The following is a 16,690-nucleotide window of genomic DNA, read 5'->3' as shown; positions in this document are numbered from 1 at the left end:
TTCTCTACTCATAAAAAGTTGTAAAAGGTCAGGCCGATGCCAAGTTGTCCTCCTGCAAAAACTGAAGTACTGATTGTTGGTGGTGGTGCTGCCGGCTGGCTGACGGCTGCGGTGCTGAGTGCCACACACAATCTTGATGAAGGCGTGCTGGCGGCACAGCCGCGTATCCAGGTCACTGTACTGGAATCGCCAGACGTACCGACTATTGGTGTGGGCGAGGGCACCTGGCCTTCGATGCGCCAGACGTTAAAGCTGATTGGTCTGTCTGAAACTGAATTCTTCCGCTGCTGCGATGTCAGTGCCAAACAAGGCTCATTGTTTGTCGACTGGACAGAACCGGGCAGCAGTTACCTCCATCCATTTACGCTGCCAGCCGGTTGGCCCGAGTTTAATCTGGCGGCTTGTTGGTTGCCTTTTGCCACCGATATCGCTTTTGCTGATGCCGTCACCACACAGTACCAGCTTAGTCATGCTGGTTTTGCACCAAGACTGCCGCAGGCGCCGGATTATCAGCCGGTGCTCAATTATGGTTATCACTTAAACGCCGGTAAATTTACTGCGTTGCTGCAACGGCATTGCCAGGACAAACTCGGCGTGTCTTATATTCCGGCGCACTTAAAAGAAGTGTTGCTGCGCGACGACGGCGCCATCGACAAGTTGTTGGCGATGCCAGCAGGTAGCAACGACCTTTGTGCCTATCAGGCAGATTTATATGTGGACTGCACCGGCATGCAATCGCTGTTATTGGGCCAGGCGCTGCAGACACCTTTTACCAGCGTCAAACATATCCTGTTTAACGACAGCGCATTGGCGGTGCAGGTGCCATACCCGGATGCGCAAACGCCGATCGCCAGTAATACGATATCGACCGCACAGCACAGTGGCTGGGTCTGGGATATCGGCTTGCCGACCCGGCGCGGCGTCGGGTTTGTCTATGCCAGCGACTATTGCAGCGATGATGAAGCCGATGCCTGCCTGCGTAGTTATTTAACACAAACAGTCAGTGCAGAACTGGCGGCAGCAGCAGAACCGCGCAAGCTGCAATTTCAGCCGGGTTATCGCAGTGGTTGCTGGCAGCACAACTGTATAGCGGTGGGCATGGCGGCAGGTTTTATTGAACCACTGGAAGCCTCGGCGCTGGCATTGGTGGAGTGGAGCGCTAAAACGCTGGCGGCGGCGTTACCGCTGGAGCCGGCGCTGTACGGTCTGGCTGCTGCGAAGATGAACCGGACTTTTCTGCGCCACTGGCAACAAATTATCGAGTTCCTGAAACTGCATTATGTGCTGTCAGAGCGTGACACGCCGTACTGGCGCGCGCATCGTGAGACCGCTTCGATCCCGCAGACTTTGCAAGACCAGCTGCAACTCTGGCGGCAGCAAGTGCCGCAGCCGCTGGATTTTGCTTATCAGGATTTGCTGTTTCCGGCTGCCAGCTATCAATATGTGTTGTATGGCATGGGTGCGCTGACACGAACCTTGGCGGCTAAACCGTCACAACAGGCGCGCGCCCGCGCTTTGTTTGCGCAAAATTATCAGGATTTAACCAAGCTGCAGCAACTGCTGCCGGATAACCGGCAATTGCTGCAACAGCTGGCACTCAAACATTCAAACTAAAACGAAAACAAAGAAGGATAAAGCATGACCCAGCCTGTGTTATTAAATGCCGCCGACCACGCTGATGTGCGGGTGATCACGGCGCGTGGTGCTGCATATGGTGACAATCAGTGGTTCGCTACCACCTTCCCACTGGAGATGCGTAGTTGTGCCGCCTGTTATCCATTGTTTTTCTTCAAAGACACACAAAGTCAGCAGATCTTTCCAGTGGCATTATTTGGCTTTCAGCATGGCGAGAACCTGTTTCTGCAAAGCGGTTGGCAGGAGCAGTATTTGCCGCTGTCGGTGCGTCGTCAGCCATTTTTGATTGGCCGTCAGCAAATCCGTGAAGACGGCATGGTACGCGAACAACGGGTGCTGCATATCGATTTAGACCATCCGCGTGTCAGTCAGCATGAAGGTGAGCCGCTGTTCCTGCCGTATGGCGGGCAAACGCCATTTCTGCAGGACATGGCGGGTATGCTGGAAACGCTGCATTTAGGCATGCAGGACGCCAAAAACTTTGTCGCGCTGCTGGAGCAATATCAACTGCTGGAGCCGGTGACGGTCAATGTCACACTGAAAGACGGCAGTAGCCATCAGTTGGTCGGCTTTTTGACCATTGCCGAAGAGCAGCTGGCAAATTTGGACGGTGCAGCGTTGGCGCAATTGCATCAGCAGGGTTATCTGCAGGCAATTTATCTGATGATCGCCTCACAAGCGCAGATCCGGCAGCTGGTGGCTCTGAAAAACCAACAGCTTGGTTTGTAAAATATGCAGCCGGTTGCCGAACTCACAATAACAACAATGCCGGACGCGACGGCACTGGCGGCGATGTTAGCCAATGCTGAAGCGCCGCTGGTACTGCGTGGGCTATGCCGGGATTGGCCACTGACGCAAGCCGGTCTGCAAAGCCCTGCTGCGGTTTTAGCGTTATTGCAGGGTTACAGTGCTGGTTTGGCGGTGAGCGCCTGTTATCTGCCGCCAGAAAACCACGGCCGGGTGTTTTACAACAAAGATTTTTCCGGTTTTAACTATCAGGGTGGCCCGTTGCCGTTTGCTGATTTATGTCAGCGGCTGCTGGATCCGGCGCTTAGCGCCAGTGGCGCTTCGATATACATGGGGTCGACTGAAATCGGCCAGTATTTTCCCGGCATCCGCGAACAGCATCAGCTGCCACTGGATCTGTTACCCGGCGCAGCGCAGGCGCTGGTCAGTATCTGGCTCGGCAGTAAAAGCCGCATCGCGGCACATTATGATTTTCCGCACAATCTGGCCTGTAATCTGGTGGGGCATCGCCGTTTTACCTTATTTCCACCTGATCAGGTGGTGAATTTATATCCTGGGCCAATGGAGTTTGCACCGGGTGGCCAGGATGTCAGTCTGGTGGATTTTGCCGCACCGGATTTTAACCGTTTTCCACGTTTCTCACAGGCGTTAGCCGCCGGTTTTCAGGTGACCTTAGCACCCGGTGATGTGCTTTTTATGCCGTCGATGTGGTGGCATCACGTCGAAGCGCTGGACGAATTAAATTTGCTGCTGACGCACTGGTGGCGTGACACACCGGCTTATTTGGGCCGGCCGAATAACGCCTTATTAAACGCCATGCTCAGCATCCGGCATTTACCCAAAGCGCAGCGTAAAGCCTGGCAGGCGTTATTCGATTACTACATTTTCGCTGACGAACCCGGTGGCGGTGCAGAACTGCCGGAGGCGGCGCAGGGCTTGTTGCGTCAGCCACTGGATGAAACCACGGCGCGGGCACTGCGCAGCCTGATTATTCAGAAATTACAACGATAAAAACAACAGGATTGGACTAATGCAGATGATGAAAAAACAACGGGTGGTGATCGCCGGTGGCGGCACTGCAGGCTGGATGACCGCCGCAGCCCTTGGCAAGCTGATGGGCAAACAGCTGGATATCACCCTGATTGAATCCGACGAAATCGGCACTGTCGGTGTCGGCGAGGCGACTATTCCCACTTTGCATCTGTATCATCGTCTGCTCAATATCAATGAAGCCGACATGATGGCCGCGACTAATGCCACTTTTAAACTCGGTATCATGTTTGAAAACTGGCGCGATGTCGGTAAAGACTATCTGCACTCTTTTGGTTTTTTAGGCAAAGACTGCTGGGCCTGTGGTTTCCAGCATTTCTGGCTTAAAGGCCGCGAAATGGGTCTGGCTTCGGAGATTGGCGATTATTGCGCTGAGCATCTGGCGGCGCGCGAAGGGCGCTTTGCTGCACTGGCGGGGCAGGATCAGAATCATGCGTACCATTTTGATGCCAGCCTCTATGCCAAATTTCTGCGCGGCATCGCTGAAACCCATGGCGTCAAACGCATCGAAGGCAAAATTGCTGAGGTGCAACAGCATGTTTTTGCTCCACAGCATCCGCAGAATGGTTTTATCAAAGCGTTGTTGCTGGAGTCCGGTCAGCTGCTCGAAGGTGATTTGTTTATCGATTGCACCGGCTTCCGTGGCCTGTTGATTGAACAGACTTTAATGACAGGTTATGACGACTGGACGCATTGGTTACCCTGTGACAGCGCCGTCGCGGTGCAAACGGTGTCTAACGGCACACCAGTGCCTTATACCCGGTCTATTTCCCATCCGGCCGGCTGGCAATGGCGCATTCCGCTGCAAAGCCGCGTCGGCAATGGTCTGGTGTATTGCAGCAAATATCTGTCCGACATGGATGCCAAGACGCTGCTCAAAGCCAATGTGCAGGGCGAGATGCTGACCGAACCAAGGCTGATTAAATTCCGCACCGGCACCCGGCGTAAACACTGGAATAAAAACTGTATTGCCATTGGGCTGTCGAGCGGGTTTCTCGAGCCACTGGAATCGACCAGTATTCACCTGATCCAGCGCAGTATCATCCGGCTGTTGCAGATGATGCCAGCCGGTGACGTGGTGCAGGCCGATGTCGATGAATATAACCTGCAGACCAAAATCGAGATGGAGAACATCCGCGATTTTATTATCCTGCACTACAAAGTGACGGAGCGTAACGACAGTGCCTTTTGGCGGCATTGTGCCGCGATGGAGATCCCGCCATCGCTGGCGCACCGCATCGAGATGTTTGGTGAGGCCGGCAAAGTGTATAAATTCGCGCAGGAACTGTTCGGCGAAAGCTCCTGGATCCAGGTGATGCTGGGGCAGGGACTGACACCGAAACAGCACCATCCGATTGTCGATTTGATGCCGCAGTCTGAGCTGGCGCAGTTCCTTGGCAATATCAAAACTAATGTGGCACGGCAGGTACAGGCCTGGCCGCCGCACTATGATTTTGTCCAGCACTACTGTAAAAGCCGGATGATGTGAGGTGTATGCCTTTAACCCACAAGCGCAGGTGCATTGGCTGGAATTAGGCCAAAGCCGCAGCCGTGCTTTATTGATTGATGATGCGCTGACGGATCTGAGCCAGATCCGTCAGGATGCGGTGAGCGCTGCATTTTGCCAAGACAAAAGGTCGTATTATCCCGGTGTTCGCGCTGAGCTGCCGCAAGCCTACGCCCGTAGTCTGCTCGAAGCGCTATATCCATTGTTACTGCAGTTGGTGCTGCCACCGCCGGACTATCGCTTAATCCCACAGCAATGGTACTTGTCGTTGCTGACGACACCGGCAGCCCAGTTATTGCCCCTGCAGCGGTTACCACATTTTGATCAAGCCGAACCGCTACATCTGGCGATTTTGCATTATCTGGCAGATGGTCCACACGGCGGCACCGGCTTTTTCCGTCACGATGCTTCTGGTCTTGAAAAAATTATGCCCGCGCAGCAACAGGCTTATTTTGCGCAGTTACAGCAGCAACTCGCAGCGCAAGGCGGCGCAGCGGCCGGCTTTCCTTCAGCAAACACACCGCATTTCACTTTGTATCAGCAGCTTGCTTATAAACCGAACCGGCTGTTGATTTATCCGGGCCACCTGTTGCACTCGGCGTTGGTGGAACCGGACACTGACTTATCGGCAGATCCGCTGCACGGGCGGCTAACCGCGAACTTGTTTGTTCAATTTCAGCCCAAACGCTGAGCCTCATTTAAACCTGATGTTTAGCTTTGCGTTGGAAGCGCTAACAATGTGCGATTATTCAGACGGTTTCTGGCTAAAAATAACGAAATTTCAATCTGCTCTCTTTGTCTGCTTGACCATCCGATAAGCAGTTGTTACATTCATTTGAAAGCGCTTACAAAATAAAATTCATCACCTGTTGCAGCGCAACTGCGGGATGGAATACCCCACACAGGGGATCAGACAAGTGGATAGCCAAGAGACGACAATGACATTACAACTGCCGGCGGATTCCCGCATTTTAAACACCGATTTTGTGTTTGGTGTTGCCACTTCTTCGTTTCAGATTGAAGGCGGCCGCGATAGTCGCCTGCCTTGTATCTGGGATACTTTTTGCGCGACGCCAGGTGCGATCCGCGATGGCAGTCACGGCGATATCGCCTGTGATCACTTGCGGTTATGGCCGCAGGACGTGGAGCTGATTAAATCTTTGGGTGTAGACGCTTACCGGCTGTCGATTGCCTGGCCGCGGGTCATGCAGCAAAGCGGTGAGCTGAATCCGGCCGGTGTGGCGTTTTACCGCGACCTGCTGAGTGCATTAAAAGCTGAAGGCATCCGCACTTTTGTCACTTTGTATCATTGGGATCTGCCACAGTATTTAGAAGATCAGGGCGGCTGGCGTAATCGTGACACTGCCTATGCTTTTGCCGACTATGCCGACAAAATCTCTGCAGCATTGGCCGATTTGGTCGACGCCTGGGCCACGCTGAATGAGCCGTTTTGCAGCTCATACCTTGGATATGAAATTGGTGTGCATGCGCCAGGTCTGAAAAACAAAGGCTGGGGCCGGCAAAGTGCGCATCATTTATTATTGGCGCATGGTCTTGCGATGCCAAAACTGCGTAAAAATGCACCGCAGGCCCAGCACGGCATCGTATTAAATTTCACGCCTTGTTACGCCGAAACTGCTGCGCCGGCAGATGTGGCTGCGGCAGAACTGGCCGACCAATATTTTAATCAGTGGTATATCAAGCCATTGTTTGATAAAGCTTATCCGGAGTGCATCAACACTTTAACTACTGATGAGCAGCCACAGATCCTACCCGGAGATTTTGACATTATCGCGGCGCCACTCGATTACCTGGGCATTAACTTCTACACCCGCCATGTTTATCGCGCCGATGCGACAGAAGGTTTTGTCGTGGTTGATCAGGTTGGTGTCGCTAAAACCGATATCGGCTGGGAAATTTATCCGCAGGCTTTTACCGATCTGCTGCTGGATTTACACCGCCGCTACCCGCTGCCGCCGCTGTACATCATGGAAAATGGCGCTGCTGGTGCAGATACGCTGGTCGATGGCGTGGTACAGGACGACATGCGGCTTGATTATTATCAGCAACATTTACTGGCACTGGATAACGCTATCCGGCAAGGTGTGGATGTGCGTGGTTATTTTGCCTGGAGCCTGATGGATAACTTCGAATGGGCAGAGGGTTATCTGAAACGTTTTGGCATTGTGTATGTCGATTACACGACACAACAACGGGTGATCAAACAAAGCGGATTGGCGTTTCGCGACCTGAGTTTAAGCCGCAACGGCTAAACCATTATTCATAATAAAAAAACGGCGCCAACGATGCGCCGTTAGCAAATAAAACAAATCAACTACAAAAACAGGGTGGCTTATGCTCAGCAAGCGGGAGAAGATCGCATACGGTCTTGGTGATACCGCCAGTAATATCGTGTTCCAGACCGTCATGATGTTCCTGACTTATTTTTATACCGATATTTTTGGTTTGGCACCGGCTTATATAGGCTTTATGTTCCTCGCTGTGCGCATTATCGACGCAGTGACAGATCCGATCATGGGCGCCATTGCCGATCGCACCAACAGTAAACACGGTAAGTTCCGGCCTTATATCCTGTGGGGCGCCATTCCTTTTGGCATTTTAAGCGTTTTGGCCTTCACCACGCCGGATTTATCTGACCAGGGCAAAATGATTTATGCCTTTGTCACTTACACCTTGCTGATGCTGGTGTATACCGCCGTTAATATTCCTTATTGCGCTTTGGGTGGTGTGTTAACCGCAGATCCGCAGGAGCGGGTGTCAGTGCAGTCGTACCGCTTTGTCTGCGCTTTTATTGGCGGTTTACTGGTGTCTGCGTTGACGTTGCCACTGGTGGATTATTTTGGCGCCGGTGATAAGGCCAAAGGCTATCAGCTGACCATTCTGCTGATGAGTGTGGCCGGGGTCGCGATGTTTTTATTGTGTTTTGCCGGCACCAAAGAGCGGGTGCAGACGGTGGTCGAACGCAAAACCAATTTCCGTGAGGATTTCAAAGCCTTATGGCAAAACGACCAATGGCGCGTGTTGTCGGTGGCGGCGCTGTTCCTGCTGACCGGCAATGTGCTGAAAAACACCATGGCCATCTATTACGTCAAATATTACCTCGGTGCACCGGATGACATCACCTTGTTCATCACCTTGGGCATGTTCGGCAGTATGCTGGGTTGTATCGTGGCCAATCCACTGGCGAAAAAAGTGGAAAAAGTGAAGGCTTACATTGGTTTACAGCTGGCTGCTGCGTTTTTCTGTGCGCTCAGTTATTGGGTGGTCGCCGACCAGCTGACCGTCGCTTTTGTCGTCTTTATCGCCTGGAACTTCTGTTTTAACGCGGCAACGCCGTTGTTGTGGGCGAAGATGGCCGACACTGTCGATTACGGCGAATGGAAAACCGGCATCCGCACCACCGGCATGGTGTATTCATCGATTATATTTTTTATCAAGCTGGGGTTAGCGCTGGGTGGCGCTGCTGCCGGCTGGTTATTAGCCGGTTATGGTTATCAGGCGGACACTGAACAAACTGAGACGGCCCGCAACGGCATTTTATTGTCCTTCACGTTGTTTCCGGCCATTGGATCGGTGATTGTCGCGATTGTGATGCGCCGGTATCTGCTGGACAGCGCCAAAATGAGCGAGATCCAGCTGGAACTGAAGCAAAGCGCCAGTTGAAATTGCCGGCCAGCAGTGGCTAAAAAGCTGATACTATTCGGGTTATGCAACAATAGCTTGGGGATTAATCACACAAATGGCTACGATTTACGATGTCTCACTGCGCGCCGGCGTGTCGCTGGCGACAGTGTCCAGAGTGATTAACAAAAACAGCAATGTCAGTGATAAAACCCGGCAAAAAGTGCTGGATGCCATGGCAGAGCTGGATTACCGGCCCAATACCATTGCCCAGTCGCTGGCGTCGAATGTGTCAAATAGCGTGGGCGTGCTGGTGTCGCAGTTGGATGGTCCGTATTACGGCCCGATGATGGCCGAAATTGAAGCGGCGCTACGCGCGCAAAACAAGCACGTCATTATCGCCGTCGGCCACAGTGATGCTGCCGTAGAACAGGACAGTGTTGAGTTTCTGCTCAGTCGCGGCTGCGATGCGCTGATCCTGGATGTTGAAGCGGTATCTGATGACTATCTGGTGCAACTCAGCCAGCGCTCAGTACCTATTGTGCTGATCAACCGCTATATCCAGGCGATGGAACCCCGCTGTATATACCTGAATAATGAATTAGGTGGTTACCTGGCCACCCGGCATCTGGTGGATTTAGGTCATCGCAATATCGCCTACATTTCTGGTCCGAAGAACAAACACGATGCGATGGAGCGGCTGGTCGGCCACCAACGTGCTTTAGCGGAAGGCGGTCTGGTATTTGACCCTGCATTGTATATCGAAGGCGACTATAAAGAAGAGGGCGGCGAAGCGGGCATGTTGGCATTGTTACAAACCGGAAAGCAGTTTACTGCTGTAGTGTGTGCCAATGACCAGATGGCCTCTGGTGCTATTGCCGTGTGTCTGCAACGGGGTCTGGTGATCCCGCGTGACCTGTCGGTGATCGGTTACGACAATATTCCTTACGCCAAATATATTTCACCCAAGCTGACGACGGTGAATAACCCAATCCATGAAATGGGTAAGATGGCGGCGTTATGGGTGCTACGCCATGTGTACGCTGACGATCAGACGCAGGTCAACAATGTGTTTGAACCTGAACTGGTGGTGCGTGGCTCGGCCATTCGCGCAGTAAACTGAATAATTTCCGGAGCTGACACTGATGTCCCTTTATCGCCTGTGTTCCCGACGTCTGATTGCGCTGCTGTTCCTGCAAGTTGTTGCATTGCCTGCTGTAAATGCCGCTGCGGTGTGGCCGGCCGAGCTGCCACAACAGCCGGTTGAAGTGCGCGATGCGGCGATGCTGCAGGTGATGAGTGCCGATGCCAAACTGGAGATCCTGTCGACGGGTCACCAGTGGGCGGAAGGCCCGGTCGCCGAGCCAGGCACTGGCGCAGTGTTGTTTTCCGATGTACCAAAGAATCAAATCTGGCGCTGGTCAGCAGCGACAGGTTCAACGTTATACCTGACGCCTTCCGGCGCCACAGGTCACACAACTTCAGTGCTAGGTGAAGGCAGCAACGGTTTGATTTTTAATAAAAAATCTGAACTGGTGCTGGCGCAGCACGGTGATCGCCGGCTGGCGGTCCGCACCGCGCAGCAAGGGCAACAAGCGACATTCCGCACGCTGACCGGGCAATATCAGGGCAAAGCTTTGAATAGTCCAAACGACCTGATTGAACTGCAGGATGGCCGGTATTTATTCACTGACCCACCATATGGCTTAAAAAACGGCGATCAATCAGCTGACAAACAACAACCGCATAACGGCGTGTATCAGCTGGGTACCGATGGCGGCGTGAGCTTAATCAGCGCTGTATTGACGCGGCCAAACGGCCTTGCTGTCTCGCCAGATGAACAATATTTGTATGTTGCCAATTCAGATCCGGCTGCTGCGCAGTGGTGGCGTTTCCAGCGCAATGCCAAAGGCCAGTATCAGGATGGCAGCTTGTGGCTGGATGCCACTGCTGAGGTTAAACAAGCACTTGGACTGCCGGATGGACTAAAAGTACTGCCGAATGGCATTTTGCTGGCAACCGGGCCCGGTGGCGTCTGGGTGATCAACGCCGAACGTAAAGTGCTTGGCCGTATCAACACAGGTGTTGCTGCGGCGAATGTCGCGCTCAGCGGCGATCGGCAATATCTTTATATTACCGCCAGTCAGTATCTGTTGCGTATTCGGCTCAAGGTATAACAACGGTCCGTTACCTTGCATAGTTTTTGTACTGAAAGTCTGGCATAGTGCAGTTTGGATCCGCAGTTGTGACGGTGGCCGCCGATGCGTCGTTTTTTGTGCACTGTACTGTTTTTGTTTACCAGCCCACTGTTTGCAGCGTCGTCGCTGCATCTGCTGACCGAACATTTCCCGCCTTATAACTATCAGGATGGCAACCGTATTACCGGTATTAATGCAGAAATCGTGCACCGGCTCTGTGAAATCACCAGTACTGATTGCAACATGCAGATGTATCCCTGGTTACGTGCCTATGAGTATGCTCTGCAGGACCCCAAAGCCGGTTTGTTTACCACGTCCCGTACGCCGGAACGTCAGGCAAAGTTTCAGTGGGTGGGGCCTTTGGCTTCATCCCGCGCGTTTTTGTATCGGTTGAAAAACCGGCCCGAAGTCAATCCAAAGGACTTAATCCAGGCCAGGCAATTTGGCATTGCGGTGGCTCGCGGTGATGTTTATGAAGAGTTTTTATTAAAAGCCGGTTTTGTCAGAGGGAAGAACTTACTGGATTTTCCGTCAAAATCCGCCCCCATCGGTTTATTCCTGCAAGGCAAAGTGGACCTGATTATTGGATCTGAGTTGGTGATGCCAGCCTGGCTGGCTGCACATAACGCAACGATAGAGCAGGTCGAACCGGTGATTGAACTGGAAACCAAAGGCGACAACTATCTGGCACTGAATCTGGCAGTTCCGGCGGAACAAGTGGCAGCGCTGCAAGCTGCATTGGATGAGATGAAAAGCAGCGGCGAATATCAACGGATTGTGGCCCGGCTTTTTGTCGAAGCGATGCCGGATGTACGGGCCAGTAATATCAAAGAATAGCTTAAGTATATGATTTAAAATCAAATACTATAAACGGCTGACAGTTTCTGTCACGGATCGCTGACAGTGCAAAAGCCTCAGTTTTTGTTTGTCCCCAACCAACTTTGATCTGCATCAACAAAATCTCCACGCCTGGCCGTTATCGTGAAGTGGTTATTGAATTTACAATATATTCACTTTTCGAGGCGGACATGCAGCACAATCCACTGGGTTTACGCGGGATCGAATTTACCGAATTCGCCGCAGCCGACAGCGTGTATTTACATCAGGTGTTTCAGGCGTTTGGTTTTTCCAGAACCCGGCAATTTAAGGGGAAAGCTATTGATTATTATCAGCAAAATGACATCCATATTTTGCTGAATCGTGAACGTAGCGGCTTTTCTGCGGATTTCAGCCGTAGTCATGGTCCGGCGATCTGTGCGATGGGCTGGCGGGTCGATGATGCAGTCGCTGCCCGGCGCATTGCGCTGGAGCGGGGTGCCCGCGGTGCGGATCCGGCGATGACTGACCTACCTTATCCGGCGATCTATGGCATCGGTGAAAGCCTGATCTATTTTATCGATCGCTACAGTGTGGCGGATTCTATTTATCAACGTGATTTTGAACCGCATGATGAACCGGCCATCGTGGCGGATCTGGGCTTCATTTGCATCGACCATCTGACCAACAACGTGGTGAAAGGCACCATGCACCACTGGGCTGATTTCTACAAAAATGTGTTTGGCTTCACTGAAGTGCGTTATTTCGACATCAAAGGCCAGCAAACCGCTTTGTTGTCATATGCACTGCGTTCACCGGATGGCAGTTTTTGTATTCCAATCAATGAAGGCAAAGGCGATGACCGCAATCAGATCGATGAGTTCCTGCGTGAATACAATGGCCCGGGTGTGCAGCATATCGCTTTTCTGACCGACAACATTTTGGATTCACTCGATAAACTGGATCATCAGGTGATTGATACACTGGATATCCATGAAGACTATTACGTCGATGCTTTTGCCCGGGTCCCTCAGGTGCGCGAAGACAAGCAACGCATTCAGCAGCATCAGGTGTTGGTTGATGGTGACGACGATGGTTATCTGCTGCAGATTTTCACCAAGAATCTGTTTGGGCCAATTTTTGTCGAGATTATTCAGCGTGTCGACAATTTGGGTTTCGGCGAAGGCAATTTTCAGGCGCTGTTTGAATCGATCGAGCGCGATCAGCAGAAGCGGGGGTTGTTATGAGCACGCCATCGACCAGCAGTATTCAGATCCGGCATATCCATCATGTGGCGTACCGTTGCCATGATGCCCGCGAGACGGTGCAGTTTTACCATGACGTGCTTGGCATGAATTTTATGCTGGCCATCGCCGAAGACCGGGTGCCCTCGACTAAAGCACCGGATCCCTACATGCACGTGTTTTTAGACGCCGGGCAGGGCAATATTCTGGCATTTTTTGAGCTGCCGAATTCACCACGGATGGGCAAAGACCCGCATACGCCGGAGTGGGTGCAGCATATCGCGCTGCAAGTTGATGATGAAACGGCGTTGCTGGCGGCCAAAGCGGAGCTGGAGCAACGTGGTATTGCCGTCGTCGGGCCAACCAATCACGAAATTATCCGCTCTATATATTTCTTTGACCCCAATGGGCATCGCATCGAGCTGACCTGTGTCACAGCGACTTCAGCCATGCTGCATCAGTTGGACGCGGTGAAGTGGCAGATGCTGGATGAGTGGTCGCAAACCAAACGGGCGCCAAAACTGGCTGCCTGGTTACATCAACAGGAATTTACTGCTCCGGAACTTTGAATCTGTAGTGTGGATTACGACAGAGTGTTGGTTCTGAACAAGCGCGGATCTCATTGAATCCGTGCTTTTTTTTGCCAGAATCTGCGCCGGATCAATATTTGCGACGAGCGGAACTGGCAAAATCATCCATACTGCAGTTCGGACCGTATGTGTTGTGGATTTGGGCGCAAACCAAATCTCAGCTGCAGTTTCTGCCAATAATTAATAAACAGCAAAAAGACCTGATACTACCGTGCAACAGGAGCAAGAAATGTCTCAACTTGATCGTCGTTCCTTTTTAAAATTATCGTCAGCAACGTTAATTGGCGTCACTATGGGCAGCGTCAGCCTTCAGGCGATCGCGCAAGAAGCCGTGAAAGCGGATGATCCAATGGCTGTCGCGATGAAATACGTCGCGAAATCCACCACAGCTGATCAGACGTGTGGCAACTGCATGCACTACGCCAAAGATGCCAAAGGCGACACCGGTGGCTGTGCGATCTTCAGTGGCAAGCTGGTGGCCAAAGGCGGTTGGTGTGCAGGCTGGATGAAAGCAGCTTGACCAAAGCGGAAGTCTCATTGATAAAAAAGCGCCACCGGCGCTTTTTTTCTGCCTGTTATTTGTACAGAAACTGCAATCAGGGTAGTAAGGCGCTGATTAGGTTTGATCAACCTGGCGACAGCCTGCGTATATGCCGCGCTGTTGGTTGTCGCCGACCTCGCCGGCAGCAGCCAATATCTGGCATAATTCAGTGAAAATCTGCTCGGGAGTATGTATGACGGGAATGGTTTTGATCACCGGTGCGGCGCAGCGCGTGGGATTACATTGTGCATTGGGTTTGCAACAGGCCGGATATCAGGTGATCGCCACTTATCGTCAGCCAAAAGCCGGCGTTGAACAATTGCTTCAGGCCGGTGTGATCTGTTTGCCGCTGGATATTCAGCCTGCTACAGATTTAGCATTGCAGGTCAGTGAGCTGGCCGACACCGTCAGCGCTTTATGTCAGCAGCATCAGTTGCCATTGCGTGCGTTAATTCACAATGCTTCCAGTTGGGCTGGCGAGTCGGAACCGGGTGGAAACCTGCTGGATCAGTTAAGAGACGATGCGGCGGTGTTTGATGACATGTTCCGTATTCATACCAAATTACCTTATCTGCTGAGCCGTGCGCTGGCGCCACTGCTCACATCAGCACAACCGCAAACTGCTGATATTATCGCGATCAGCGATTTTGCCGTTACCACTGGCAGTTGCAATCATATGGCCTACGCCGCGTCTAAAGCAGCGCTGGAAAATCTGGTGTTGTCGCTGGCGCGTCAGCTGGCGCCGCAGGTGAAAGTCAATGCGATAGCGCCGGCACTGTTGATGTTTAACGAAGGTGATAGCGCAGATTACAAAGCCTACACGCTGAAAAAGTCGCTGCTGGAAATCGAACCAGGGCCTGCTGAAGTGCTGCAAGGCATTCTGTATTTGCTGCAAAGCCGTTATGTCACGGGCCGGGTGCTGGCACTGGACGGTGGCCGGCATCTGAAGCTGCCATAGGCAGCAGATGCAGTCTCAGGCCCGCTTGCCGCGCATTCAGCGGCCTTATTTTCGCAATGGCCCGGCCCATCGCGCTGGCGCGGATGTCAGCTTTGGCGATATCGTTAAAATCTTTGATTTCCGCCGGATTAAAATTGGCCGTTGGGTCACGCCGGCTGAAACACAGCTGGCGGCAAATCTGTTTTTTGATGCGCTGTCGGACCTGCAGTTGTTATTGCAGGTACCGGCGCAGGTGATTTCGCTGAACGGTTCGCTGGCGCTTAGTTTTGGCACTGGCGGCGAACCCGGCAGTTGCGCATTTTACCAGCCACATGGCCGGTTGCTGGCTTTGGCCAAAAATGCTGGGGGCGGCTCGCTAGCACACGAGTGGTTTCATGCTTTTGACCACTATATTGCCAGCCGGTTATGTAGCGACGTGAAACCCGGCGATTTCGCCAGCCGCAGTTGGTTGTATGGCGCGCCGGTACAGCCACATCCGCTGAATCAGTTGCTGGCGGCGGGTTATGCCCATTGCTTAGTTGCCGCGGACGGGCGGGAACCTTCGGCATTATTTCAGCGTGCCGCCGCCGCCGACAGTGCGCGTAATCTGTTGTATTACGCTTTGCCGGAGGAACTGTGCGCCCGCGCTTTTGAAAATATGCTGCAGCGTCAGAGTCTGCAAAACAGTTTTCTGGTCAGCGGCACTGTCTGGCCGGCGCACCGGCTCAGTGCTGAACAGCAAATGCGCGCCGCTGTGTATCCGGATGCGCTGGAAAGCAGTCAGTTGGCTAACCATTGGCTGCAGTATTTTCAGCGACTGGGGCAGGCGTTACAGCGAGCCTGAACCCGATTGTGCCGACATCAACTTAATGTCAGCGTCTGGGCCAGATAGCCATACACCGCTGATATCCGTCTGAGATGTCTGGATTCAGCGTGGGTCAGCAACCACAGTTCTGTCTGACATTCGTCAAGCACTTCCGTTAACTGCAGCAATTCTGGCTGTTTCTTTGCCAGAAACAGCGGCACGACACCGATGCCAAGCCCCTGATTGATCAGTTCCATCACCGTCAGAATGCTATTGACCCGATAGGTTGGCTGAACTTTGGGAAAATGTCGCTTGCGCCACAAGACTGACGGATGATCCGGCAAGGCGTCATCAGGGGCGATCCAAACCGCTTTGCCGGATTGTACGTCCGCGTAACTTCGGACAGTGCCATTTTTGCTGCCGAATAAAGCGACCCGGATAGGTCCGATTTGTTTGCCAATCAGGTGTTGCGGTGGACGTGTGGTGGCGCGGATCGCAATATCTGCATCACGTTGAGTCAGACTGGCCAACGCATTGCCGGTGTGTAATTCGAATCTGAGTAACGGATGGCTCGCCCTGAGTGTCTGCAATGCAGGGGCGACCAGACCATGCAGGATCGTATCAGTGGTCGTGATCCGCACATTGCCTGAAACGTCGTCACTGCGTATTTGTGCCGCTGATCGGGCAGATTCCAGGGCGGTTTCAAGCTGCTCGGCATGCCCGGCCATCGCCAGTGCCAGTTCTGAAGCCTGATAGCCCGCGCGAGAGCGGGTAAAGAGCATTTGGCCAATCCCCCTTTCAATCCGTTGTAAAGAACGAAACACTGTCGATGCATCGACGCCGAGTCGCTCGCCGGCATTGGCTAAAGTACCGCAGCGCACCAGCGTCAACACAATTTCCAGATCAAGGGCGCTCAGTTTGAATTGCGTTTGTGCATTCATAGTTTGCAATGCTGCTTATTTAGTTTGCGATATTGCA

Annotated in this window: 16 protein-coding genes; 15 read left to right on the top strand and 1 reads right to left on the bottom strand. The window is 52.7% G+C overall.

What is annotated here, in order from left to right:
* Positions 1 to 36 precede the first annotated feature (36 nt).
* From ATY27_RS01550 to ATY27_RS01480, 15 genes are all read left to right on the top strand, one after another.
* On the top strand, positions 37 to 1,614 hold the full coding sequence (locus ATY27_RS01550) for a tryptophan halogenase family protein (RefSeq protein ID WP_208932410.1): 1,578 nt from the start codon (positions 37 to 39) through the stop codon (positions 1,612 to 1,614).
* Positions 1,615 to 1,638: 24 nt separating this feature from the next.
* On the top strand, positions 1,639 to 2,364 hold the full coding sequence (locus ATY27_RS01545; RefSeq protein WP_208932409.1) for a SapC family protein: 726 nt from the start codon (positions 1,639 to 1,641) through the stop codon (positions 2,362 to 2,364).
* A gap of 3 nt (positions 2,365 to 2,367) precedes the next feature.
* Positions 2,368 to 3,393: a cupin-like domain-containing protein gene (locus ATY27_RS01540; protein ID WP_208932408.1), complete on the top strand. Its 1,026-nt coding sequence runs from the start codon at positions 2,368 to 2,370 to the stop codon at positions 3,391 to 3,393.
* Positions 3,394 to 3,412: 19 nt separating this feature from the next.
* On the top strand, positions 3,413 to 4,921 hold the full coding sequence (locus tag ATY27_RS01535; protein WP_208932407.1) for a tryptophan halogenase family protein: 1,509 nt from the start codon (positions 3,413 to 3,415) through the stop codon (positions 4,919 to 4,921).
* Between the two features lies 1 nt (position 4,922).
* Positions 4,923 to 5,630, top strand: a complete 708-nt coding sequence (locus ATY27_RS01530) for a DUF6445 family protein (RefSeq protein ID WP_208932405.1) — start codon at positions 4,923 to 4,925, stop codon at positions 5,628 to 5,630.
* Positions 5,631 to 5,877: 247 nt separating this feature from the next.
* Positions 5,878 to 7,212, top strand: a complete 1,335-nt coding sequence (locus ATY27_RS01525; protein ID WP_208932403.1) for a GH1 family beta-glucosidase — start codon at positions 5,878 to 5,880, stop codon at positions 7,210 to 7,212.
* Positions 7,213 to 7,294: 82 nt separating this feature from the next.
* A complete protein-coding gene (locus ATY27_RS01520; RefSeq protein WP_208932401.1) occupies positions 7,295 to 8,623 on the top strand; it encodes a glycoside-pentoside-hexuronide (GPH):cation symporter in 1,329 nt (442 codons plus the stop codon).
* 76 nt (positions 8,624 to 8,699) lie between these two features.
* Entirely contained in the window at positions 8,700 to 9,704 is a 1,005-nt protein-coding gene (locus ATY27_RS01515; RefSeq protein ID WP_208932399.1) for a LacI family DNA-binding transcriptional regulator, read from the top strand.
* A gap of 22 nt (positions 9,705 to 9,726) precedes the next feature.
* A complete protein-coding gene (locus ATY27_RS01510; protein ID WP_208932397.1) occupies positions 9,727 to 10,758 on the top strand; it encodes an SMP-30/gluconolactonase/LRE family protein in 1,032 nt (343 codons plus the stop codon).
* 84 nt (positions 10,759 to 10,842) lie between these two features.
* The gene (locus ATY27_RS01505) at positions 10,843 to 11,616 is read left to right on the top strand and encodes a transporter substrate-binding domain-containing protein (RefSeq protein WP_208932395.1); all 774 of its coding nucleotides are present in this window, start codon (positions 10,843 to 10,845) and stop codon (positions 11,614 to 11,616) included.
* 191 nt (positions 11,617 to 11,807) lie between these two features.
* Complete coding sequence (hppD, locus tag ATY27_RS01500) at positions 11,808 to 12,842, top strand: 4-hydroxyphenylpyruvate dioxygenase (RefSeq protein WP_208932393.1); 1,035 nt, start codon at positions 11,808 to 11,810, stop codon at positions 12,840 to 12,842.
* Complete coding sequence (locus ATY27_RS01495; protein ID WP_208932392.1) at positions 12,839 to 13,408, top strand: VOC family protein; 570 nt, start codon at positions 12,839 to 12,841, stop codon at positions 13,406 to 13,408. The genes hppD and ATY27_RS01495 overlap by 4 nt, the downstream gene beginning before the upstream one ends.
* Positions 13,409 to 13,658: 250 nt before the next feature.
* Complete coding sequence (locus tag ATY27_RS01490) at positions 13,659 to 13,949, top strand: high-potential iron-sulfur protein (protein WP_208932390.1); 291 nt, start codon at positions 13,659 to 13,661, stop codon at positions 13,947 to 13,949.
* 214 nt (positions 13,950 to 14,163) lie between these two features.
* A complete protein-coding gene (gene folM, locus ATY27_RS01485) occupies positions 14,164 to 14,928 on the top strand; it encodes a dihydromonapterin reductase (protein WP_208932388.1) in 765 nt (254 codons plus the stop codon).
* A 7-nt stretch (positions 14,929 to 14,935) separates the two neighbouring features.
* The gene (locus tag ATY27_RS01480; RefSeq protein ID WP_208932386.1) at positions 14,936 to 15,751 is read left to right on the top strand and encodes a CLCA_X family protein; all 816 of its coding nucleotides are present in this window, start codon (positions 14,936 to 14,938) and stop codon (positions 15,749 to 15,751) included.
* 17 nt (positions 15,752 to 15,768) lie between these two features.
* Here the strand turns inward: ATY27_RS01480 and ATY27_RS01475 are convergent, their stop codons facing one another.
* Positions 15,769 to 16,653 carry a LysR family transcriptional regulator gene (locus ATY27_RS01475; protein WP_208932384.1) on the bottom strand — a complete coding sequence of 295 codons (885 nt, stop codon included), beginning with the start codon at positions 16,651 to 16,653 and terminating at the stop codon, positions 15,769 to 15,771.
* Between the last annotated feature and the right edge of the window lie 37 nt (positions 16,654 to 16,690).

This window comes from Rheinheimera sp. F8 (assembly GCF_001518915.1).
The sequence above is the reverse complement of the archived record's forward strand: the minus strand, read 5'-3'. Positions and strand labels throughout refer to the sequence as shown.

Bases quoted from the DNA above. Each gene is read 5' to 3' on its own strand.
- ATY27_RS01550 (WP_208932410.1), top strand. From the start codon at position 37: ATGCCAAGTTGTCCTCCTGCAAAAACTGAAGTACTGATTGTTGGTGGT.
- ATY27_RS01545 (WP_208932409.1), top strand. From the start codon at position 1,639: ATGACCCAGCCTGTGTTATTAAATGCCGCCGACCACGCTGATGTGCGG.
- ATY27_RS01540 (WP_208932408.1), top strand. From the start codon at position 2,368: ATGCAGCCGGTTGCCGAACTCACAATAACAACAATGCCGGACGCGACG.
- ATY27_RS01535 (WP_208932407.1), top strand. From the start codon at position 3,413: ATGCAGATGATGAAAAAACAACGGGTGGTGATCGCCGGTGGCGGCACT.
- ATY27_RS01525 (WP_208932403.1), top strand. From the start codon at position 5,878: ATGACATTACAACTGCCGGCGGATTCCCGCATTTTAAACACCGATTTT.
- ATY27_RS01520 (WP_208932401.1), top strand. From the start codon at position 7,295: ATGCTCAGCAAGCGGGAGAAGATCGCATACGGTCTTGGTGATACCGCC.
- ATY27_RS01515 (WP_208932399.1), top strand. From the start codon at position 8,700: ATGGCTACGATTTACGATGTCTCACTGCGCGCCGGCGTGTCGCTGGCG.
- ATY27_RS01510 (WP_208932397.1), top strand. From the start codon at position 9,727: ATGTCCCTTTATCGCCTGTGTTCCCGACGTCTGATTGCGCTGCTGTTC.
- ATY27_RS01505 (WP_208932395.1), top strand. From the start codon at position 10,843: ATGCGTCGTTTTTTGTGCACTGTACTGTTTTTGTTTACCAGCCCACTG.
- hppD (WP_208932393.1), top strand. From the start codon at position 11,808: ATGCAGCACAATCCACTGGGTTTACGCGGGATCGAATTTACCGAATTC.
- ATY27_RS01495 (WP_208932392.1), top strand. From the start codon at position 12,839: ATGAGCACGCCATCGACCAGCAGTATTCAGATCCGGCATATCCATCAT.
- ATY27_RS01490 (WP_208932390.1), top strand. From the start codon at position 13,659: ATGTCTCAACTTGATCGTCGTTCCTTTTTAAAATTATCGTCAGCAACG.
- folM (WP_208932388.1), top strand. From the start codon at position 14,164: ATGACGGGAATGGTTTTGATCACCGGTGCGGCGCAGCGCGTGGGATTA.
- ATY27_RS01480 (WP_208932386.1), top strand. From the start codon at position 14,936: ATGCAGTCTCAGGCCCGCTTGCCGCGCATTCAGCGGCCTTATTTTCGC.
- ATY27_RS01475 (WP_208932384.1), bottom strand. From the start codon at position 16,653: ATGAATGCACAAACGCAATTCAAACTGAGCGCCCTTGATCTGGAAATT.